This is a genomic window from Cytobacillus sp. OWB-43, from assembly GCF_034651445.1.
GTDB classification, from domain to species: domain Bacteria; phylum Bacillota; class Bacilli; order Bacillales; family Cytobacillaceae; genus Cytobacillus; species Cytobacillus kochii.
Genome location: NZ_JAYEFF010000001.1, coordinates 1,198,117 through 1,218,393, shown reverse-complemented (window position 1 = coordinate 1,218,393; position 20,277 = coordinate 1,198,117). Strand labels below are relative to the sequence as shown.

The 20,277-nt window shown below is 37.1% G+C and carries 16 protein-coding genes; 12 read left to right on the top strand and 4 right to left on the bottom strand.

What is annotated here, in order from left to right; translation table 11 throughout:
• Positions 1-147: 147 nt before the first annotated feature.
• Positions 148-1,923, top strand: coding sequence for an L-lactate permease (locus tag U9M49_RS05900; RefSeq protein WP_095373012.1), 1,776 nt, complete (start codon positions 148-150; stop codon positions 1,921-1,923).
• A 50-nt stretch (positions 1,924-1,973) separates the two neighbouring features.
• Here U9M49_RS05900 and U9M49_RS05895 read toward each other — a convergent pair whose 3' ends face one another.
• On the bottom strand, positions 1,974-2,261 hold the full coding sequence (locus U9M49_RS05895; protein ID WP_095373013.1) for a hypothetical protein: 288 nt from the start codon (positions 2,259-2,261) through the stop codon (positions 1,974-1,976).
• Positions 2,262-2,422: 161 nt separating this feature from the next.
• Here U9M49_RS05895 and U9M49_RS05890 point away from each other — a divergent pair, with 161 nt between their 5' ends.
• Positions 2,423-3,151, top strand: coding sequence for a class I SAM-dependent methyltransferase (locus U9M49_RS05890; protein ID WP_095373014.1), 729 nt, complete (start codon positions 2,423-2,425; stop codon positions 3,149-3,151).
• Between the two features lies 1 nt (position 3,152).
• Here U9M49_RS05890 and U9M49_RS05885 read toward each other — a convergent pair whose 3' ends face one another.
• Positions 3,153-3,581 (bottom strand): MarR family winged helix-turn-helix transcriptional regulator, encoded by a 429-nt coding sequence (locus U9M49_RS05885; RefSeq protein WP_095373015.1) that lies wholly within the window; start codon positions 3,579-3,581, stop codon positions 3,153-3,155.
• A 235-nt stretch (positions 3,582-3,816) separates the two neighbouring features.
• Between U9M49_RS05885 and U9M49_RS05880 the strand changes: the two genes are divergently transcribed.
• The 5 genes from U9M49_RS05880 to pssA all read left to right on the top strand — a co-directional run bounded on the left by U9M49_RS05880 (position 3,817) and on the right by pssA (position 9,606).
• Positions 3,817-4,962, top strand: coding sequence for an acyl-CoA dehydrogenase family protein (locus U9M49_RS05880; protein ID WP_307313453.1), 1,146 nt, complete (start codon positions 3,817-3,819; stop codon positions 4,960-4,962).
• A 13-nt stretch (positions 4,963-4,975) separates the two neighbouring features.
• Positions 4,976-6,127 (top strand): thiolase family protein, encoded by a 1,152-nt coding sequence (locus tag U9M49_RS05875; protein WP_095373017.1) that lies wholly within the window; start codon positions 4,976-4,978, stop codon positions 6,125-6,127.
• 21 nt (positions 6,128-6,148) lie between these two features.
• Positions 6,149-7,702, top strand: a complete 1,554-nt coding sequence (locus U9M49_RS05870; RefSeq protein ID WP_322909480.1) for a fatty acid--CoA ligase — start codon at positions 6,149-6,151, stop codon at positions 7,700-7,702.
• 26 nt (positions 7,703-7,728) lie between these two features.
• Positions 7,729-8,763, top strand: a complete 1,035-nt coding sequence (locus U9M49_RS05865; RefSeq protein ID WP_095373019.1) for a CaiB/BaiF CoA transferase family protein — start codon at positions 7,729-7,731, stop codon at positions 8,761-8,763.
• A gap of 147 nt (positions 8,764-8,910) precedes the next feature.
• Complete coding sequence (pssA, locus tag U9M49_RS05860) at positions 8,911-9,606, top strand: CDP-diacylglycerol--serine O-phosphatidyltransferase (protein WP_095373020.1); 696 nt, start codon at positions 8,911-8,913, stop codon at positions 9,604-9,606.
• 144 nt (positions 9,607-9,750) lie between these two features.
• Here the strand turns inward: pssA and U9M49_RS05855 are convergent, their stop codons facing one another.
• Positions 9,751-10,128 carry a nucleotide excision repair endonuclease gene (locus U9M49_RS05855; protein WP_095373021.1) on the bottom strand — a complete coding sequence of 126 codons (378 nt, stop codon included), beginning with the start codon at positions 10,126-10,128 and terminating at the stop codon, positions 9,751-9,753.
• Between the two features lie 312 nt (positions 10,129-10,440).
• Here U9M49_RS05855 and U9M49_RS05850 point away from each other — a divergent pair, with 312 nt between their 5' ends.
• From U9M49_RS05850 to pstB, 4 genes are read left to right on the top strand one after another with little or no spacing between them, the layout of a single operon-like run.
• On the top strand, positions 10,441-11,283 hold the full coding sequence (locus U9M49_RS05850; protein ID WP_095373022.1) for a phosphate ABC transporter substrate-binding protein: 843 nt from the start codon (positions 10,441-10,443) through the stop codon (positions 11,281-11,283).
• 43 nt (positions 11,284-11,326) lie between these two features.
• The gene (pstC, locus tag U9M49_RS05845) at positions 11,327-12,232 is read left to right on the top strand and encodes a phosphate ABC transporter permease subunit PstC (protein ID WP_233435231.1); all 906 of its coding nucleotides are present in this window, start codon (positions 11,327-11,329) and stop codon (positions 12,230-12,232) included.
• 1 nt (position 12,233) lies between these two features.
• Positions 12,234-13,058 (top strand): phosphate ABC transporter permease PstA, encoded by an 825-nt coding sequence (gene pstA / locus U9M49_RS05840; protein WP_095373023.1) that lies wholly within the window; start codon positions 12,234-12,236, stop codon positions 13,056-13,058.
• Positions 13,059-13,075: 17 nt separating this feature from the next.
• Positions 13,076-13,894 carry a phosphate ABC transporter ATP-binding protein PstB gene (gene pstB, locus U9M49_RS05835; protein WP_095373024.1) on the top strand — a complete coding sequence of 273 codons (819 nt, stop codon included), beginning with the start codon at positions 13,076-13,078 and terminating at the stop codon, positions 13,892-13,894.
• Positions 13,895-14,274: 380 nt separating this feature from the next.
• Here pstB and U9M49_RS05830 read toward each other — a convergent pair whose 3' ends face one another.
• Positions 14,275-16,320 (bottom strand): molybdopterin-containing oxidoreductase family protein, encoded by a 2,046-nt coding sequence (locus U9M49_RS05830; protein WP_095373025.1) that lies wholly within the window; start codon positions 16,318-16,320, stop codon positions 14,275-14,277.
• 471 nt (positions 16,321-16,791) lie between these two features.
• Here U9M49_RS05830 and ileS point away from each other — a divergent pair, with 471 nt between their 5' ends.
• Entirely contained in the window at positions 16,792-19,854 is a 3,063-nt protein-coding gene (ileS, locus tag U9M49_RS05825; RefSeq protein WP_322909479.1) for an isoleucine--tRNA ligase, read from the top strand.
• The last annotated feature ends 423 nt before the right edge of the window (positions 19,855-20,277 follow it).

Here is a 20,277-nt window from a genome sequence, read left to right as displayed (position 1 = left end):
TTAATTATAAATAAAAAATATCAATTTATAATTTTCAAAATATTGTTGTAATTGCATAATAAATTAGTATAATTAATATATATAATATTTGTTGTATAACAAAATATTTTAGTTATATAACAACAAAGATAATAAGGGGGAGTGTGTGTGAGTACAGGCGTTTTAGCAGTTATTTCATTATTACCGATTATTGCTGTTGCCATTTTTCTTGTAGGACTTAAATGGCCGGCAAGTAAAGCAATGCCGATTTCCTTTCTAATTGCTGCCGCATTAGCATTATTTGTATGGAAGGTTCCATTCAATACTGTAGCTGCAGCAAGTGTAAATGGTTTAGTTGTGGCCATTACACTGTTATATATTATTTTTGGTGCAATATTATTATTAAATACTGTACAAGAAAGTGGAGCCATGAGAACCATTCGCCAAGGCTTCATAGATATTTCGCCAGATCGAAGAATTCAAGTGATTATTATTGCTTGGCTCTTTGGCTCATTTATTGAAGGGGCATCAGGTTTTGGTACACCTGCTGCGGTAGCAGTTCCGTTAATGGTTGGTTTAGGATTTCCTGCAATGGCAGCTGTTGTGGCTGGCATGGTCATACAAAGTACACCAGTTACTTTTGGAGCTGTGGGTACACCTGTATTAGTAGGTGTACAAACAGGTTTATCTGCTAACCAAAGTATAACTGACAATCTCTTAAATGTTGTAACAACGATTGGTGGTCATGCCGCAATCTTGCATATGATCGCCGGTACCTTTATTCCATTATTTGTTGTTGCTTTAATGACTCGCTTTTTTGGTAAAAATAAATCTTTTGCAGAAGGAATTAAAGTATGGAAATTTGCGCTGTTTGCAGCTTTTGCAATGACGATTCCATACGTTATTGTTGCAAATACACTTGGACCAGAATTCCCATCTATGACAGGGGGACTAGTTGGTTTACTGATAGTTGTACTTGCAGCTAGAAAAGGTTTTCTCCTTCCAAAAGATGAAACGTGGGACTTTGAAGAGAAATCAAAATGGGATCCTGAGTGGACAGGTAGAATCGAAGTACAACTAAATAACAATGGGAAAAAAATGGGGTTACTAAAAGCATGGTCACCGTATATCCTAGTGGGAGTCTTTTTAGTTTTAACTAGATTGAAAACGCTTCCTTTAAAAGAGTGGTTACAATCTATTGTTATTAAATTGGAAAATATATTCGGCTCAAGTATTACTGCAAGCTTTGAGATTCTTTATTCACCTGGAACAGTTCTTATTTTAGTATCAATTATTACATTTTTCATCCATGGAATGAATTTTAGCTCCTATAAAAAAGCATGGAGTAGTTCGGCAAAAACAACAGCTGCAGCATCAGTTGCACTTGTATTCACTGTTCCAATGGTTCAAGTATTCATCAATACTGGTGGTGGAGCCGCCGGTTATGAACAAATGCCAATCGAATTAGCAAATGGGGCAGCGGCATTAGCTGGAGAATTCTGGCCATTCTTTGCTACCTTTATTGGTGGGATTGGTGCATTTATCGCTGGTAGTAATACGGTTAGTAATATGATGTTTTCCCTTTTCCAGTATGATGTCGGTAGCCAAATTGGGGTGAACCCGAGCTGGATTGTAGCTTTACAAGCAGTTGGTGGAGCAGCGGGTAACATGATTTGTGTCCATAATGTTGTTGCTGCTTCTGCAGTAGTAGGACTCGTCGGTAAAGAGGGAGAAGTTATTCGTAAAACACTCTTGCCATTTGTTTATTACGCTTTATTTGCAGGTGCTATAGGGTACTCTATTGTATGGTATTCAAGTAAAGGCTTATTTAACCTCGGCACACTGATTGCTGTTCTTATCATTTTGGCTGCATTTTATATTATAGCCACGAACAATAAAAGGCTTAATACGTTGCATCAATATAATCAAACAATTTCAAAGTAATAACAAAAAAAGTAACCGCACTATATTTAGCGGTTACTTTTTTGTTGGAATTACCAGAAAAATAAAGGAAGAAAGACTAAGGCAGCAATAGCACCTAAAGCAATCCCTGCGCCGAATCCCCAGCCCCAACCGCCGCGACCGCAACCACCACGACCGCAACCACCTCTGCGGTATCCGCCTGCATAACCGTAACCACCATAATTTTTGTTCATTGGACGTAAATACACTCTGTCGTTAGATACTCTTTCAATAATTCCACGATGAATTCTACCATCATTCATTTTGATTTCTACAGGCTTTCCTATTCCGTTATAACAGCGATGATAATAACCACTCATTAAAATAACACCTCCGGGAAATAAAAATGCTTTCTCTCCTTATGGTATGTCCACCTTTCTTTTTTGAATAGGTACATGTCCTATATGAAGAGCGGAGTTTTTATCCAGTGTCAACAACTAGAAAGTTAGAATAATATAGATAGTATACAAGGAGGGGAACAATGAAATATTCTTATGAAGATGCTTTAGCCTATTTTCAGGTCCCATTTGCTCACCCTGGAGGGAAGCAACTTACGAGCGAGTTACTAATTAATGAGCCTATTACAACAGAAACGACTATTCTCGACGCAGGCTGTGGAACAGGAAGTACATCTTATCTTTTAAGTGATATATATGGTGCGAGAATAGAAGCAATAGACAAACATGCAGAAATGGTACAGGCCGCAAGAAGAAAGGCGAGCTTGTTAGCAAAACCCTTTCACGTATCGGTAGGTAATGTGGAGAAGTTATCTTTTTCTGATCAACAATTTGATCTGATCCTATCTGAATCTGTTATCGTCTTTACTAACGTGGCAAATACCTTAAAGGAATTTGCACGTGTATTAAAAGACAAAGGGAGACTCTATTTAATAGAGATGACAAAAGAATCATCAATGACTAGTGAAATGGAAGAAGAAATGAAGGCTTTTTATCAATTAGAAAAACTGTTAAGTGAAAAAGATTGGACGAAGGCTTTAGACACTGCCGGCTTTAAAAAGGTCGAGGTTTTAAAGGCAAGTACGATTGCAGAGATGATTGCAGAAGGAGTGAAGATGGGAGACGATAGTTCCCATCAACATATTAAGTTATTAAAAGAAGATTTATCACAAGTGTTAATTGATCATTACCAACTTAACTTACAATTAAGTAACCATCTAGGCTACCGAGTGATACGAGCGATGAAAACGTAGCTCACATTTGATCGAGGGTAAGATTTAACTTTTGATAGATTGCTAATAGTTGTTTTATTTCTTCATTTGTGAGCTGTGCAAATGTATTTTTTTGCAGTTGATGTCCGTCTTCAGCTGCCTTTTTTAATACTTCTAAGCCTTCATCAGTGATTTCTAAATATGAAATCCTTTTATCATTTAAATCAGGTATTCGTTTAATATAATACCGTTTGGATAACTTCTGAATAAGATGCGAAATAGAAGATGGTGCGATACCAAGGCTTTCTGCCAGATCGATAGGTTTCATTTTTCCATCGCGCTTTAAATGACTAAGCAGAAGAATATGAGAAATACCTAATCCCTCATTAAAAGATTGATTCCATTTAATAATCATGCGGTTGGTTACTTGTTCCATCGCATGAATAAGTTCAAAAACAGTTTGATCATTCATTTTATGCCAGGTCCTTCCCTACGTTCATACAGTAATCATATCAAAAAAAAATAATCATGCAACAAGCGTTAGTAGCTTTATGATGTTATTTCTAATAAATGGATATTATCTGTAGAAATCAACTTCACGAAATCCATTTCATAATTACATATTGCTTATGTGTGGGATTTATATTAATAATATTCGAAAAAATAAGAAAAATATAATAAAATATAGAAAAGGAGGAAAGGTAAATATGAATGATACATATATAACAGAAGAGCACGAACTCTTTAGAAAGTCTTTACGGAAATTTTTAGATAAAGAAGCTTATCCCTATTATTCACAATGGGAAAAAGATGGTATGATTCCTAGAGCTTTCTGGAGGAAAATGGGTGAGCAAGGCTTCTTATGCCCAAACATCGACGAGGAATATGGTGGAAGTGGTGTTGATTTTGGCTACTCTGTCGTTATAAATGAAGAATTAGAAAGGGTCGGATCCGGAACGATTGGTATCGGCCTTCATAATGATATTGTTATCCCTTATATCACAACATATGGTACAGAAGAACAAAAGAAGCGATGGTTACCAAAGTGTGCGACAGGGGAATTCATTTCGGCGATTGCCATGACTGAGCCGGGCGCAGGTTCTGATTTGGCATCGATTAGGACGACAGCTATAAAAGTTGATGACCATTATGTACTGAATGGTGAAAAAACCTTCATTACAAATGGAATGAATGCAGATTTGGTTATTGTGGCAGTAAAAACAGATACGAAGGTGACCCCTCCATATAGAGGAATCAGCTTAGTTATAGTAGAGAAAGGAATGAAAGGGTTTACAAGAGGAAGGCAACTAAACAAGGTTGGCTTACATTGTCAGGATACAGCAGAGCTTATATTTGATGATTGTGTCGTATCTAGTGAAAATCTACTCGGTGAGGAGGGTAAAGGGTTCTACTATTTAATGGAAAAGCTTCAACAAGAACGGTTAATTGTTGCTATTGCTGCCCAAATTGCTGCCGAAGAAATGATTAGAATGACAATGGCTTTCATCAAAGAAAGAAAAGCGTTTGGAAAGGCTATTAGCTCTTTTCAAAATACGCAGTTTAAAATGGCAGAGATGGTAACAGATGTAGAGATGAGCCGTGCCTTTCTTCAAAAGTTAATTTATGACCATATGAAACAAAAGGATATTGTCACTCAAGTTTCAATGGCTAAATGGAAATGCACAGAGAATGCGAGAAGAATTGCGACAGAATGCATGCAACTTCATGGTGGATACGGATATATGGAAGAATATGAAATAGCAAGAAGGTATAGAGACATACCTGTTGCCAGTATTTACGCAGGAACCAATGAAATGATGAAATCAATTATTGCTAAAAACTTAGGATTATAGGGGAGGATTTCTTTTGCGCGAAGTAGTTATTATTGATGGGATAAGAAGTGCAGTCGGAAAAAGGAACGGTTCTTTAAGAAATACACGTCCTGATGACTTAGCTGGTGCAGTCATTAAAAGTTTAGTAGAAAAAACAGGGTTAAATCCAACACTAGTAGATGATGTTATTTTAGGATGTGTATCACAAATAGGTGAACAAACAGGAGATATTGCTCGTGTGGCGGCTCTTATCTCTGGATTGCCAATTACAGTACCAGGAACAACGATTGACCGACAATGTGGGTCGAGTCAACAGGCGGTTCATTTTGCCGCCCAGGCGATTTCATCAGGTGATATGGATATCGTTATTGCCGGTGGCGTTGAAAGTATGTCGAGAATACCAATTGGTTCAAGTTATCAGGGTGTAAAACCGAGTGAGCAATTGACAAAGCAATATGAGATTATCCATCAAGGGTTATCGGCGGAAAGAATAGCAGAAAAATATCAGTTCACTCGTGCTCAACTAGATGAGTATGCATATCACAGTCAAGAAAAGGCACTACTTGCTCAAGCAGAAAATCGCTTTAAAAATGAAATTATGCCACTGGAGTTAGTTGACGATAGTGGGGCAACATTCAATTTTGATCAAGATGAGGGGCCAAGAAAAGGAACGAGTATAGAGAAGTTAGGCGGATTGAAACCTTCATTTAAAGAGAATGGCATCATACATGCTGGAAATGCAAGTCAAATAAGTGATGGAGCAGGTGCTTTGCTCATTATGTCAGGTGAGAAAGCACGTGAATTAGGATTGAAACCAAGATTTAAGATAATTACCCGCGTCGTTATTGGGTCAGACCCTACCTTGATGCTTACAGGTCCGATAGCTGCAACTGAAAAAGCATTGCACAAGTCTGGATTAACCTTGGCAGATATGGATGTATTTGAAGTGAATGAGGCCTTTGCTTCTGTGCCATTAGCGTGGTTGAAAGAAACAGGAGCAAATGCGAATAAACTGAATCCAAATGGAGGTGCTATTGCCTTAGGCCATCCACTGGGTGCAAGTGGAGCTCGCTTATTATTAACGATGATGAGTGAATTAGACCGTACAGAAGGTAGATATGGGTTACAAACAATGTGTGAAGGTATGGGTATGGCAAACGCAACAATTATAGAAAAAATCTTTTAATAAAAAAGGGAGGAATAATAGATGACAATGACGATTGCAGAAATCTTTGATTTAACGGTAAGTAAGTTTCCAGAGAAGGAGGCGCTATATGATGTCAGAAAAGATTTGAGGTTTACTTATCGTGAGTGGGCAGACGAAGTCAATAGATTAGCACAGGCGTTACATGTAGCAGGAGTAAAAAAAGGAGACCGAGTTTCTACCTATTTATATAATACAGAAGAATTAGCAACGACGTTTTTTGCCTGTGCAAAAATAGGTGCAGTATTTAATCCTATTAATTTCCGGCTGATGTCAGAAGAATTGTCATTTATTATTTCTGATGCTGAACCAAAGGTGTTTATTTTTGAAGAAACTCTACAGACAGCTGTTGAAAAAGTGGCCAATAGTTTCCCCACAGTTCAATTTTGGTCAATTGATGGCAACCATCCTCCTTTTGCCAAAAGTTATCATGAGCAAATCACAGCTGTTAATAGAGAGAACGTAGATGTGAAACTATCATCTGATGATCTATATGCGATTATGTATACGAGTGGGACAACTGGGAGACCAAAAGGCGTGCTGCATCGCCATAAAGATATGACAGAACAAAGTCTGATTGTTATCCATGCACTAAATTATCATCAGAATGATAATGGTTTAGTTGCTGCGCCTATGTTTCATTGTGCAGAGTTACATTGTGCTTTTTTACCAAGAGTTCATATTGGAGCGAAGAGTACCATTCTCCACCAGTTTGATGCAAAAAAAGCATTATCACTGATTGATTCAGAAAAAATTACCGCTTTCTTTGCAGCACCAACAATGTGGAATATGATGCTTCAAGAAGATTTACAGGCGTATAATCTTTCAACATTAGAAAAAGGTTTATATGGTGCAGCTCCAATGGCCCCTAGTCTCGTATTTGCTTGTCGGGAGAAATTGGGTGTTAAGTTAACTCAAGCATATGGGATGACTGAAATGGGACCAGCAATTACGTTCCTTAGTGATGAAGACCAGATTCGTAAAGCAGGCTCGGCGGGGCAAGCTTGCTTGAACCATGAGATAAGAATTGTTACACCTAATGATGATGGTCATTCATATGATGATCAAGTCGTTCCAACTGGTACAGTAGGTGAGATCATTGTGAGAGGACCAAGTATGATGCAAGGTTATTATAAAAGAGAGGAAGCAACTAAAAAGGCACTCCATAACGGCTGGTATCACTCAGGAGATATGGGCTATCTCGATGATGAAGGCTTTCTTTATGTGAAAGACCGTGTTGATGATATGGTGATTTCAGGGGGAGAGAATATTTATCCACGGGAAGTAGAAGATGTTATCCATGCACATCCTTCCGTGTTAGATGTAGCTGTATTAGGTGTACCAGATGAGCATTGGGGAGAAGTTGTTATTGCTTACGTTGTCAAAAAAGAGGAGAATATTACTGCTGAAATTTTAGATGCATTTTGTAAGCAAAGTGAAAGCCTTGCAAATTATAAAAGACCAAGAAGATATGAATTTGTGGACAGTCTACCGAGGAATGCTACTGGGAAAATCCAAAAATTTGTATTAAGAAATCAGGAACTATTGCAAAAATAACCGCCAGTAAATGAAAGGGATAATATATGTTAACAGGTGTGAAAATAATTGATTTTACAAACTATTTACCAGGTCCTTTTGCCACGCTTAGATTGGCAGAACTTGGAGCAGAAGTAATTAAAATAGAAGGACCGAATGGTGATCCTGCACGACATTTAGAGCCGATGGGCAAAGGCCAAGGTGTCATATTTACGAGTAATAATCGCGGTAAAAACAGTCATTTCCTCAATTTAAAAGATACAACGGATTTAAATAAGGTGAAGGAACTAATACTAGAAGCAGACGTAATCATTGAAAGTTTTCGACCGGGTGTGATGAAGCGTTTAACATTAGACTATGAAACGATCCAAACATACCATCCCACAATTGTCTATTGTTCATTGGTTGGGTATGGTGAAAATACTTTTTATTCTACCTTTGGAAGTCATGACCTGAATTATATGGCCATTAGCGGGATGTTAGCACAATGGAAGGATGATAAGGGACGTCCCATTCATCCTTCTCAACAAATAGCTGATTTAGTCGGAGGGATTGTGGCAAGCGAAAGAGTTTTAGCAGGTCTTGTTCAAAGAGGGATAAATGCAAAGGGTAGCTACCATCAAGTAAGTATGGCAGATACAATGACGGCTTTGATGGGTAACCACCATCTCGTTCATCAAGTGACAGAAATGAAACAAGGTGTAGAGGTTTTAGCAGGGACCATTGTTAACTATTGTTTATACGAAACAAGTGATGGTCGCTATATGGCATTAGGCGCATTAGAGAAGAAGTTCTGGCAATCTTTTTGTTTAGCTGTTGAACATCCCGAATGGATAGCATGTCATATGATGAAGGTAAGTGATCCTGTTTATAAACAAGTTTGTGCAGTTTTTAAGGAGCGATCATTTACTGATTGGATAGGTGTTAGCGAGCAAGTCGATTGTTGCTTAACACCTGTGTTAGAAATCGATGAAGTACCCAAAAGTAATTATCATCAACAAAGAGGGAGTTTCGTTTATGATGATAACTGGTCTTGTATTCAACAATATTCTGACTTGAGAAATCCTCAAAAAAAGAAATAGGGACAAAAGAACTTAATAATCGTCAAACATATATAGTAACAACTTAGAATATAGTGTTATAATAGATAAACCTTAAAAAGTGATTTGTGTTTAAATGAAGGTTTATTTTTGCAACGTAGATCACAAAAAAGTGAGTGATGATTGTAAGTGAAATTTATTAAGATGATACCAAATATGCTTACTTTAGGCAATTTATATTGTGGATTTTTGTCTATTGGATTTGCTGCTCATGGCCAATATAATAATGCGGCGATATTGATTATTATCGGTATGATGCTTGATAGTATGGATGGTCGTGCAGCGAGAATGTTAAAAGCAGATAGTACGCTAGGCAAAGAATTAGATTCATTAGCGGATGTTGTAACTTTTGGGGTTGCACCGTCATTTCTCGTATATTATACATACTTTTACCAATTTGGTTCTATTGGATTATTAGTTTCTGGGTTATTCCCGCTATTCGGTGCATATCGCTTAGCACGATTCAATATTGGTACTAGTAAGCAGTCCATGCATTATTTTATCGGTGTTCCGATTACTGCCGCTGGTGGTATTTTAGCTATTTTAACATTGTTTGGTCACTGGGTGCCCAGTATTATTACGACAGTTGTATTTACCGCGCTATGTTTTTTAATGGTCAGTCGTATTCGTATTCCGAGTTTAAAAGATATCCCATTACCAAAGTACGGGACAATTGTGACAATCTTTTTAGGCTGTATGCTTTTTGTTCTTTATAAAGGGACATATGGTTCCTATCCTTATTTAATTTATATTGCCACTCCATTATACATTGCCTATTTAGCGTACCGCTTTAAAAAGAACCAAAATAATAAGACTTCCGACTAGTAAGAATTTTACAGTTTGGGAGTCTTTTTTTTGTTGTTAGGAAACCATAAAGTCAGGAATTTAATTGAGTCTTTCGGAGAGAAAAATCATTTTATAAAAAAAGGATGAAGGAGGTTTCTCCTTCATCCCATAACTAAAATAAAATTAGCTTGAAAAGAAAACTTTTTCAGTATTATATTTTGCTTTTAACTTATTAATAATGTAGGTTTCGTATATTTCACGCTCAACAGGATCATCAACATACATACATGCAATTTTAGACACTTGTTCACGGTGATTTTTAATGGGAGACACTTGGTCGTCGAAATGTTTTTTTACACGTTGTCTTAGTTTACGTGCTTTCCCAACAAAAAGAAGGTTCTCTTTTTTGTCAAAGAATAAAATCATTCCACCTCTATCTCTTGGAATCTTTGTAAAGTCCGTAAAACCATATAAATGGCTGATGGCCGTTGTTCCTTGTTCCCCGCCAGGCTTCTTTTTAGTGATAACTAAGTCTGGATGAGGTATTTCAATATTAATCATCAATAATCACTTCCTATTCTAGCAATCATCGTACCACAACCTACATAAAAAAGCCCATACTTCCGCGTATTTTTCTTTAAATGTTTTTAAATCATATAATGGAGAGATAATAAACGTATTCTAAAAAATGAAAGTTTGAAAAATTAATAATATTATTAGGTTGATTTTTACAATTTCTCCATAAATTTATGGGTATATTGATGAAATTTACAAAGGCTTTACAAAAGGTTAATAGAGAATTAAATATGATTCGTTATATTGGGATTAACACAAACAAAATAGCTAAAAGCAATCTAAAGTGGAGGTTTTTCTATGTTAAAACTTCGAAAATGGAAGAGTATTTTGTTACTTTTGTCACTTACTTTAATTTTGACTGCATGCAATGGTGGTGAAGAAGAAGGAGAGGGACAAGCTAGTACAGGTAACGGAAGCACGATATCCATTTCTGGTTCTACGTCAGTTGGTCCGCTAGCAGAAAAGCTAGCTGCTAAATATATGGAAAATGCAGATGTGAACATTGAAATCAATCAAATTGGTTCCTCAGCAGGAATTACAAATGCAATAAATGGAGTTTCCGAAATTGGCATGTCTTCTCGTAACTTAGAGTCAGGAGAAGAAGAAGAAGTATCACCTACAATCATTGCTTTTGACGGAATTGTAGTCGTTACACACGCAAACAATAAAGTAAAAGATTTAACAATGGAAGAAGTGAAAAAGATCTTTACTGGTGAAATAACAAACTGGAAAGAGGTAGGCGGTAAAGATATGGAGATTGTTGTCGTTTCACGTGAAGACGGGTCAGGTTCGAGAGATGCTTTTCAGGAAATTGTTGACTACTCTTCTGGTGAGTTAGTACGGAGCTCAATTATCGCTAGTGGAAACGGAAATATAAAAACGACAGTTGCAACAAATGAACATGCTATTGGGTTTATCTCTTTTGAATATATAGATGATACAATTTCAACGATTAATATTAATGGGGTAGAACCAACCGCTAAAAATGTAATTGAAGAGAAATATCCATTATCTCGTCCTTTCCTTTTCGTGCATAAAGACTTATCAGAGGAAAGCCAAGCGTTTATTGACTTCATTTTAAGTGAAGCTGGGCAGGAAATCGCTGCAGAAGCAGGGGCTATACCAATTATAGAAGAATAACGCTACATCAAACAATTAGCAAGTGACTTTGGAGGTATGTGTTTTGCCAAATCCATCAGAAGTAAAACAAACAAATAAATCAAATCGGTTAAAATATATTATGGAGTTCATTTCAGAGAAATTGTTTTTAATCTGTGCGTTAATCTCTGTGCTTAGTTTATTTCTCATTATTGGATTCGTCTTCTTTAAAGGATCAAACCCATTCATTGCAGACGGGTATAGTTTTATTGATTTTATCTTCGGGTCTGATTGGGTACCGAGTGAAGATAAGTACGGCATTTTTCCGATGATTGTCGCTTCCATTTATGCAACGATTGGGGCGCTTGTCATTGGAGTACCAATTGGGTTATTAACGGCGATCTTTTTATCGGAAATAGCCCCGAAACCAATTGCAAAAATTATTTCACCAGCTGTACAATTGTTAGCGGGTATCCCATCTGTATTATATGGTGTATTCGGCTTAGCGATTATTGTTCCTTTCTTACAAAATAATCTTGGCTTAGTAAAAGGGCAAAGTTTAATAGCGGTTATTCTCGTATTAGCGATCATGATGTTACCTACAATTGTAACCGTTGCTGAAACAGCCATTAGGGCAGTACCGAAAACGTATAGAGAAGGTTCCTTAGCATTAGGTGCCTCGCCAATCGGAACCATATTTAAAGTCGTTGTTCCAGCAGCAAAATCAGGTATTATGGCAGCCATTGTATTAGGGCTAGGACGAGCAATCGGAGAGACGATGGCAGTCATTCTTGTTGCTGGTAATAGTTTGATTATACCAACAAGCTTAACTGATAGTGTAAGACCACTTACAACGAATATTGCCCTTGAAATGGGTTACGCTTATGGTACACATCAAGAAATGTTATTTGCGACAGGAATTGTATTATTCTCATTCATTCTAATATTGAATTTCGTATTAGCAAAAATAAGTTCGAAAGGTGGGAAGTAAAGTGAGAAAGTTTAAAGATAATTTATTATTAGGCTTATTGTGGTTTGGCGCTTTCTTAACTGTAGCTATCCTACTTATTATCGTTGGTTATATTTTTTATAAAGGTATCGGATTAATTAATCTTGATTTTATCTTTGGTGACTATTCACCTGTCGGCGGCGGTGGAATTTGGCCAATGATTATTACTACCATTTATACAATTGTGATATCGCTAGTCATTGCCACTCCAATTGGGATTTTAGCAGCAGTTTATTTACAGGAGTACGCGAAACAAGGAAAGCTCGTTCGAATGATCCGGTTTGCAACAGAGAGTTTAACGGGTATTCCATCTATTATATACGGATTATTCGGTGCTGTATTTTTTGTTACCACATTGGCGATGGGGATGTCTATTATTTCAGCATCCTTGACCTTAACAATTATTGTTTTACCAGTGATCATCCGTACAACAGAAGAAGCTTTAAAAACAGTACCAGCTAGTTATAGAGAAGGTTCCCTTGCATTAGGTTCAACAAAGTTACAAACACTATATAAAGTCATTTTACCTAGCGCTATGCCCGGGATTTTATCAGGGATTATCCTCTCTATGGGACGTATCATTGGTGAATCAGCAGCGATCTTTTTAACAGCAGGTACAGTAGCTGCAATGCCTGAAGGGATTTTCTCCTCAGCGAGAACATTAACGGTTCACTCGTATCTTGTTACACAAGAATCTGGTGATATTGAATTAGCAGCAGCAATTGGTATTGTGTTAATTGTAATGATTCTTGCTCTAAACTTTGCTGCAACATTTATTTCTAAAAAGCTTAATAAAGCTGACTATTAAAAAGGAGTGTTCTATTCATGAATACAACACTAGAACGTAAAGAAGTAAAAGAGTCTGCAAATGTTGAAAATCAAAATGATCAGCGTTCAGTGAAAATTAGTGTAAGAGACTTAGATTTATTCTACGGTGATAACCAAGCGCTTTATCAAGTGTCATTAGATATTCGTGAAAAAGAGGTAACAGCATTAATTGGTCCTTCTGGATGTGGAAAATCGACTTTTTTAAGAACATTGAATCGTATGAATGATTTAATTGATAGTGTGAGAATTAATGGAGATATCCACATTAATGGCAATAATATATATCAATCAAAAGATGTTATTGAACTTAGAACAAAAGTCGGTATGGTTTTCCAAAAGCCAAATCTATTCCCAATGAGCATCTATGATAATGTAGCCTATGGGCCTAGAATGCAAGGGATTAAAAATAAAAAAGAATTGAATAAAATTGTTGAAGAAAGTTTACGTGGAGCGGCGATTTGGGACGAAGTAAAGGATCGTTTGAAATCTTCGGCACTTGGTTTATCAGGTGGTCAACAACAACGTGTTTGTATTGCCAGAGCAATTGCCATGAAACCAGACGTCATATTAATGGATGAGCCAACTTCAGCACTTGACCCCATTTCAACACTTAAAGTGGAAGAACTTATTGCTCATTTGAAGAAAGATTATACGATCGTCATCGTTACTCATAATATGCAACAAGCTGCTCGTGTATCCGATAAGACAGCGTTCTTCCTTAACGGAGAAGTCATTGAATTTGAACAAACCGATCAAATCTTCTCCATGCCAAAAGATAGCCGTACAGAAGATTATGTGACTGGCAGATTCGGCTAAAAAAAATAAACGTTAGGTGCCGAACAAATTTCCATTATTAAATAGGGATTTGTTCGGCTCTTTTCTTTGGGAAAATGTATGATTGGAAGAAGTAAATGCATAGCTACCAAACTAATGAGATGTGAGATTAGCGCAAAAGGGGAGAAACAGGCAACAGGTGAGCAATTTCGGACATGGGCAATGTAAATAGCTAAACATAAATAACAATAGGTCACCTTCCAATTTAGTTGATGGAAAACGGAAACTAATCTAAAGAAGTAAACCTAATCATTGGTCTTCTTCCCTTAAGAACCATAAAAAGACTAGAACAAACGTTCAATGATAACAGTTTGTCCTAGCCATTCTGTAATTTTTGACATTTGTCCAATTTCTCAAAAGGATTAATTACTAATGACTTTCTCAATATACACTCTGCCAGAAAAGAAAGTCGCCCCGCCTCCCATATCAGCGACTCTATCAGGTGTGAGGGTATTAACGAGTTGTTTCTTACCTGGCTCATCAGCCCAAAGACCTTGACTAACAACAACCCCAGGAAGTACGTTTTCTCCGACAGCAGCGGTTAACTCACATTCTCCCCGATCATTAAAGATTTTTACTGGATCTCCATCTTCAATTTGATAAGCTTGTGCGTCCTTGTTATGCAAGTGGAGTTTTGGTTGTTTTTCTAATTTAATATGCTTGTCATTATTTGAAAAAGTACTATTTAAAAAATTATGGTTTGGTGCTGGAACGAATAAAAATGGCGCATCGCCTTCTTCTACAATTGGATTGTAGGTCGGCAGTGGATTTAAACCGTCCTTCTCCATTAATTCAGAATAAAGTTCGATTTTTCCACTTGGTGTCTTAAGTTTGCCAGGAAGTAATGGACGTACGTCTGCTTTCATAAAGCGATTTTCTTTTAGACGCTCAAAATTAATTTCCTTCATATATTCATTCTTTGTATTCTCTAAAGCGGATGTGATTAAATCTTCTTCGGAATCCTTAAATAAATCTTCAGTATATCCCATATAATGTGCTAGCTGTTGAAAAACATGATGATTGGACCGTGACTCACCATACGGTTCTATTACAGGTTCATGCAAATGAATATAATGGTGCCAATAAGAAGTGTAAAAATCTGTATTCTCATATGATGATGTAGACGGCAAGATGATATCAGCAAATTGAGCTGTTTCCGTTAAGAATAAATCATGAACAACTAAAAATAAATCTTCTCTTTCAAGCCCTTTTTTCACTAGATTACTATTTGGTGCAATAACAGCCGGATTACTACCATAAACGTACATGGAGCGGATAGGTTTATCTTTTTGTACTAAAGCTTCGCCTATGAGATTCATATTAATCGATCTGGTCTGTTTATTTGCTAATAAATCGGGACGCTGCATAGCCGCGGTATTGAAAGCTAAAAAACCAGAGTTTGATTTTAGTGCGCCACCACCTTTATGCAGCCATTGGCCTGTTAGAGCAGGAAGGCAAGATATGGCACGTACATTCATCCCACCATTATCATGATGTTGCAAGCCATTGCCAATCCGGATAAATGAAGGGGTACTCTGACCATATTCTCTTGCTAATTGATAAAGATCATCTACAGATACCCCTGTAATAGACGAGACTACTTCTGGCGTATATTTTTTTACATGTGTTCGTAATTGCTCATGTCCAATGGTATATGTTTCAAGAAATTTCTCATCTACCATATGCTCAGCGAACAAGATATGCATCATCCCAAGTGCAAGCGCACTATCCGTACCTGGTTTAATGGGAATAAACCAATCAGCCATTTTGCCTGTTTGATTTTTATGGACATCAATCACGATGATTTTTGCTCCATGTTTTTTTGCTTTTCGGGCAAGGATAACTTGATGCATATTTGTACTGACAGCATTAATTCCCCAAAGGATGATGAGCTTGGCTTCACTTGTTTCTTCCGGATCAGTGCCAAAGCCTCCACCCATTGTGTAACGGTAACCTTCTTTACCTGCTGCTTGACAAACTGTTTGTTCTAGTCTACTGGCACCTAAGCGGGAAAAGAAACGGCGGTCCATTCCTTCTGCAGCCACTCTACCCATATTACCGTAAAAGCTATAGGGAAGAATGCTCTCGGGACCTTGTGTTTTAATTAAATCTTTCCATTTATCTGTAATTATTTGTAGTGCGTCATCCCAACTGATCTCCTCAAATTGAAGACTACCTTTTGGACCAGTTCGTTTGAGAGGGTGAGTTAATCTCTTCGGGTCATATAGCCGTTCAGCCATATTTCTTACTTTATTGCAAATATTCCCTTGCGTTACAGGATGGTTAGGATCGCCTTCCACTTTAATGATTTTCCCCTCTTTTTTATGTATGAGTAAACCACATTGGTCCGGACAATCAAGTGAACAAACGGACGTGAAAATGCCCTCTTTCTCGGTGTGAATCGTCATTTTGTTATCTCCTTTATTCTAGGCAAGCTTTATTGTCTATTTAACATGTTTTTATTAATAATTATTATAATAGGTTACTTCTCTTCATCCTGCAATGATAAAATATTTATTTCTATTGACAATTCATAATTATTAACATATGATACTTTCATATTAATTAAATTCTATTCAATTCGTTGACGAGAAAGAGTAGTTGTGCACATCTTATCCAAAGAGAGTTAGCCATTTGCTGAGAGGCTGACGTTAAGACCACAATGAAAATCCTCTCTGAGAAGCAAAGCTGAAGTGAAACTAAGCTTTGACGGCATCCAACCGATAACCTGGACGCGTATGATGGTACGTAGTGAGAGCAAATACAAACCACTACAGTTGGTTTTTTTGTTTTTTAGAGGGGATATTTTAACTCGATTCTACGTATAGGAATCGAGTTTTTTTTCGTATATGAATGGATATCGAAAGGGGTCTTTACAAATGAAAGAACGAGATGTGGAAAAGGAGAGGAAGATTTCTGATTATTGGAAAGAAACACGGATATTTCAAAAGTCCATACAGCAAAGGCAAGAGGCGCCATCCTTTGTTTTTTATGAAGGCCCGCCAACAGCAAATGGTATGCCACATGCTGGTCATGCACTTGGTCGAACGATAAAAGATTTTGTTGCCCGTTATAAAACAATGACGGGACATCAAGTTTTAAGAAAAGCAGGGTGGGACACACATGGGCTCCCTGTAGAACTTGAAGTACAAAAGAAATTACAATTGCATAGCAAAGAGGATATTGAAGCATTTGGTGTAGAAGCATTTATCGCAGAGTGTAAGAAAAGTGTATTCACATATGAAAAAGAATGGCGACAGTTTACTGAGCTATTGGGCTATTGGGTGGATATGGATAACCCCTATATAACTCTCGATAATGAGTATATTGAATCAGTTTGGCATATATTGTCACACATTCATCAAGGTGGGCGTTTATATAAAGGGCATCGAGTTGTCCCGTATTGTCCTCATTGTGAAACGTCCCTAAGCTCGCATGAAGTCGCACAAGGATATAAAGATGTGCATGACCTTTCAGCAACAGTTAAATTTAAAGTGGCTGAAAATGAATACTTACTTTGTTGGACAACAACCCCTTGGACGTTACCGGGAAATGTAGCTGTAGCGGTAAACCCTAAGCTACGTTATGCGAAAGTCGAGCAAAATAATGAACGATTGATTGTTGCAGAAAGCTTGGTTTCAACAGTACTTAAAGAAGGTTACAAAGTTATCGAGTTTATACGAGGTGAAGAATTAATAGGTATAAAGTATGTAGCACCATTTTCATTTGTTCCGCTCAACAAGGGGCATATTGTAATTGCTGCGGATTTCGTAAAGGATGATTCAGGAACTGGGTTAGTCCATATTGCCCCTGCACATGGTGAAGATGATTACCAAGCTGTAAAAGAAAATGGATTAGATTTTCTTCAAGTCGTGAATGAGAAAGGGAGGTATGTTCAACAAGTTGCCCCGCTAGCAAATAAGAGAGTGAAAGAAAGTGATGTAACAATCATTCAAATGTTAGCACAGCAAAATCTACTTTATAGCAAGAGGAAGTATGAGCACAGTTATCCGTATTGCTGGAGGTGTGACAATCCACTGATTTATTATGCGATGGAAGGATGGTTCATTCGAACAACTGATGTTAAAGAAAAAATGATAGACAATAATCAAATGGTTGAGTGGTACCCAACGCATATGAAGAATGGTCGATTCGGTCACTTTCTTGACCAACTTGTTGATTGGAATATTGGAAGAAATCGTTTTTGGGGAACGCCGTTAAATGTATGGACTTGTCAAACATGCGGATTAGAAAGTGCCCCAGGTTCCATTGCACAATTAAAAGAAAGAGCGATTGAAAAAGTAGATGTTCGCATCGATCTGCACAAACCTTATGTTGACCGTATTCATTTGAGATGTTCTTGTGGTGGTGAAATGAAGCGAGAGAAAGAGGTCATTGATGTATGGTTTGATAGTGGTTCAATGCCATATGCCCAATATCATTATCCTTTCGAACAGACCACGCCATTTAAAGAACAATTTCCCGCAGATATTGTAATAGAAGGAGTGGATCAAACGAGAGGATGGTTCTACAGTTTACTGGCCGTATCCACCCTATACAAAGGTGTTGCACCGTATAAAAATGTCTTATCTCTTGGCCATATATTAGATGAACAAGGACAAAAAATGTCTAAGAGCAAAGGGAATGCTCTAAATCCTACATCGTTGATTGAAGAGTTTGGCGCAGATGCATTAAGATGGGCTCTTCTTAGTGATAGTGCCCCTTGGAATAATAAGCGATTTTCTAAAAAAACCGTTCAACAAGCAAAATCAAAAATAGTAGATACGTTGAGGAATGTTTTTTCCTTCTATGATATGTATGCAAAGATAGATGGCTTTGACTTCAGGCAACATCGAGTCAAGGAATTTGCACTCTTTGACCAATGGATACTTTCAAGATTGCATCATACGATTGCGGAGGTAAGAGAAGGGTTAGAGCGTTATGACTTTTTTAAAAGTGCTAAATTACTGGCAGAATTTTTGGATGATGTGAGTAATTGGTATGTAAGACGATCACGGCAAAGATTCTGGAAGGAAGGGTTAGATCACGACAAAAGGGCAGCGTATACAACTCTTTACGAAGTGCTTCAGCAATCAACACGATTATTTGCACCCTTTATGCCGTTCGTCACCGATGAGATTCACTTACAATTAGTCGGCAGTAGTGTTCATCTAACTGACTACCCTAAACAAGAGAAAATGAAGACTATCATCCAATTAGAATCGGAAATGAAAGCTATTCGACAAATTGTTGAACTCACTAGATCGATCAGGATGTCAGCTAATATCAAAACAAAGCAGCCACTTCAAACATTAATCGTAAGTGCTGTTAATGGGAAGGTTAATTTGTCACCCTATGAACAGATTATAAAAGATGAAACAAATGTAAAAGACATTGTTTATGAAAAATATGTAAATAAATTCATGATGATTGAGTTAAAAGTTAATTACGCAATTGCCGGCAAAAAATTCGGTAAAAGAGTAAAAATGATTGAGCAAGTAATAAAAGGATTAACGGTCCATGAAAAAGATAGGTTACTGATGGATGGAATATTAAACATAGAGAAAAATGGAGAAATGCTCTTTTTAGAAAATGAGGATGTGTTAGTAGAGAAAAAAGCAAAACACCCATATAGATTTGCGGAAGGAAAAGATTGTACGGTCCTACTGGATATCGGATTAACAGAAGAGCTTTTGCAGGAAGGGTTAGTGAGGGAAGTAATTAGAGAAGTGCAAAACACTCGAAAAAAGCAAGGGTTAGCGGTTGAACTACGTATTCATCTAACAATGTTTGGCAATGAAAGGGTTTTAAGTGCGTTAGAGAAGTTTTCGGCGCTTGTACAAGAATCATTACTTGTCCAGACCATTACATTAGCAGAAGTTGAAGAAATGACAAATCTTGATGTTGATGGAGAAACAATCAAATTCAAAATAGACCATTAAACAATGAAAAATCACAGCCAATGGCGGATGGCTGTGATTTTTACTGGGGGATATGTTGTTTAACCATTCATCTTTACGTATCCATTTCCCTACAAAAAGTGTAATGGTAACCTTTTAGTATAGGCTTTGATTATTAAGCTATTAAAGTTTCGTCTGATGAGAATGCGACTGAATTTGAATAGTGGATGAATGATATTTCAACAATAAATAATTGATGTAGGCTTGTAGGTTAAATTCATTATTCTTAACAAAATACGAAAAGTTAGTTCTTTTCAAGCTTAATCACAACCTTTATATATGTACTAAATAAAATGATCACCATTGAATATACCGGCCCCACCTTCGCCAAGTACGTTGATAGCCACACTTGCTATCCGCCTAATACTTAGTATATATGAAAACGCTTACATAAACAATAAAAAA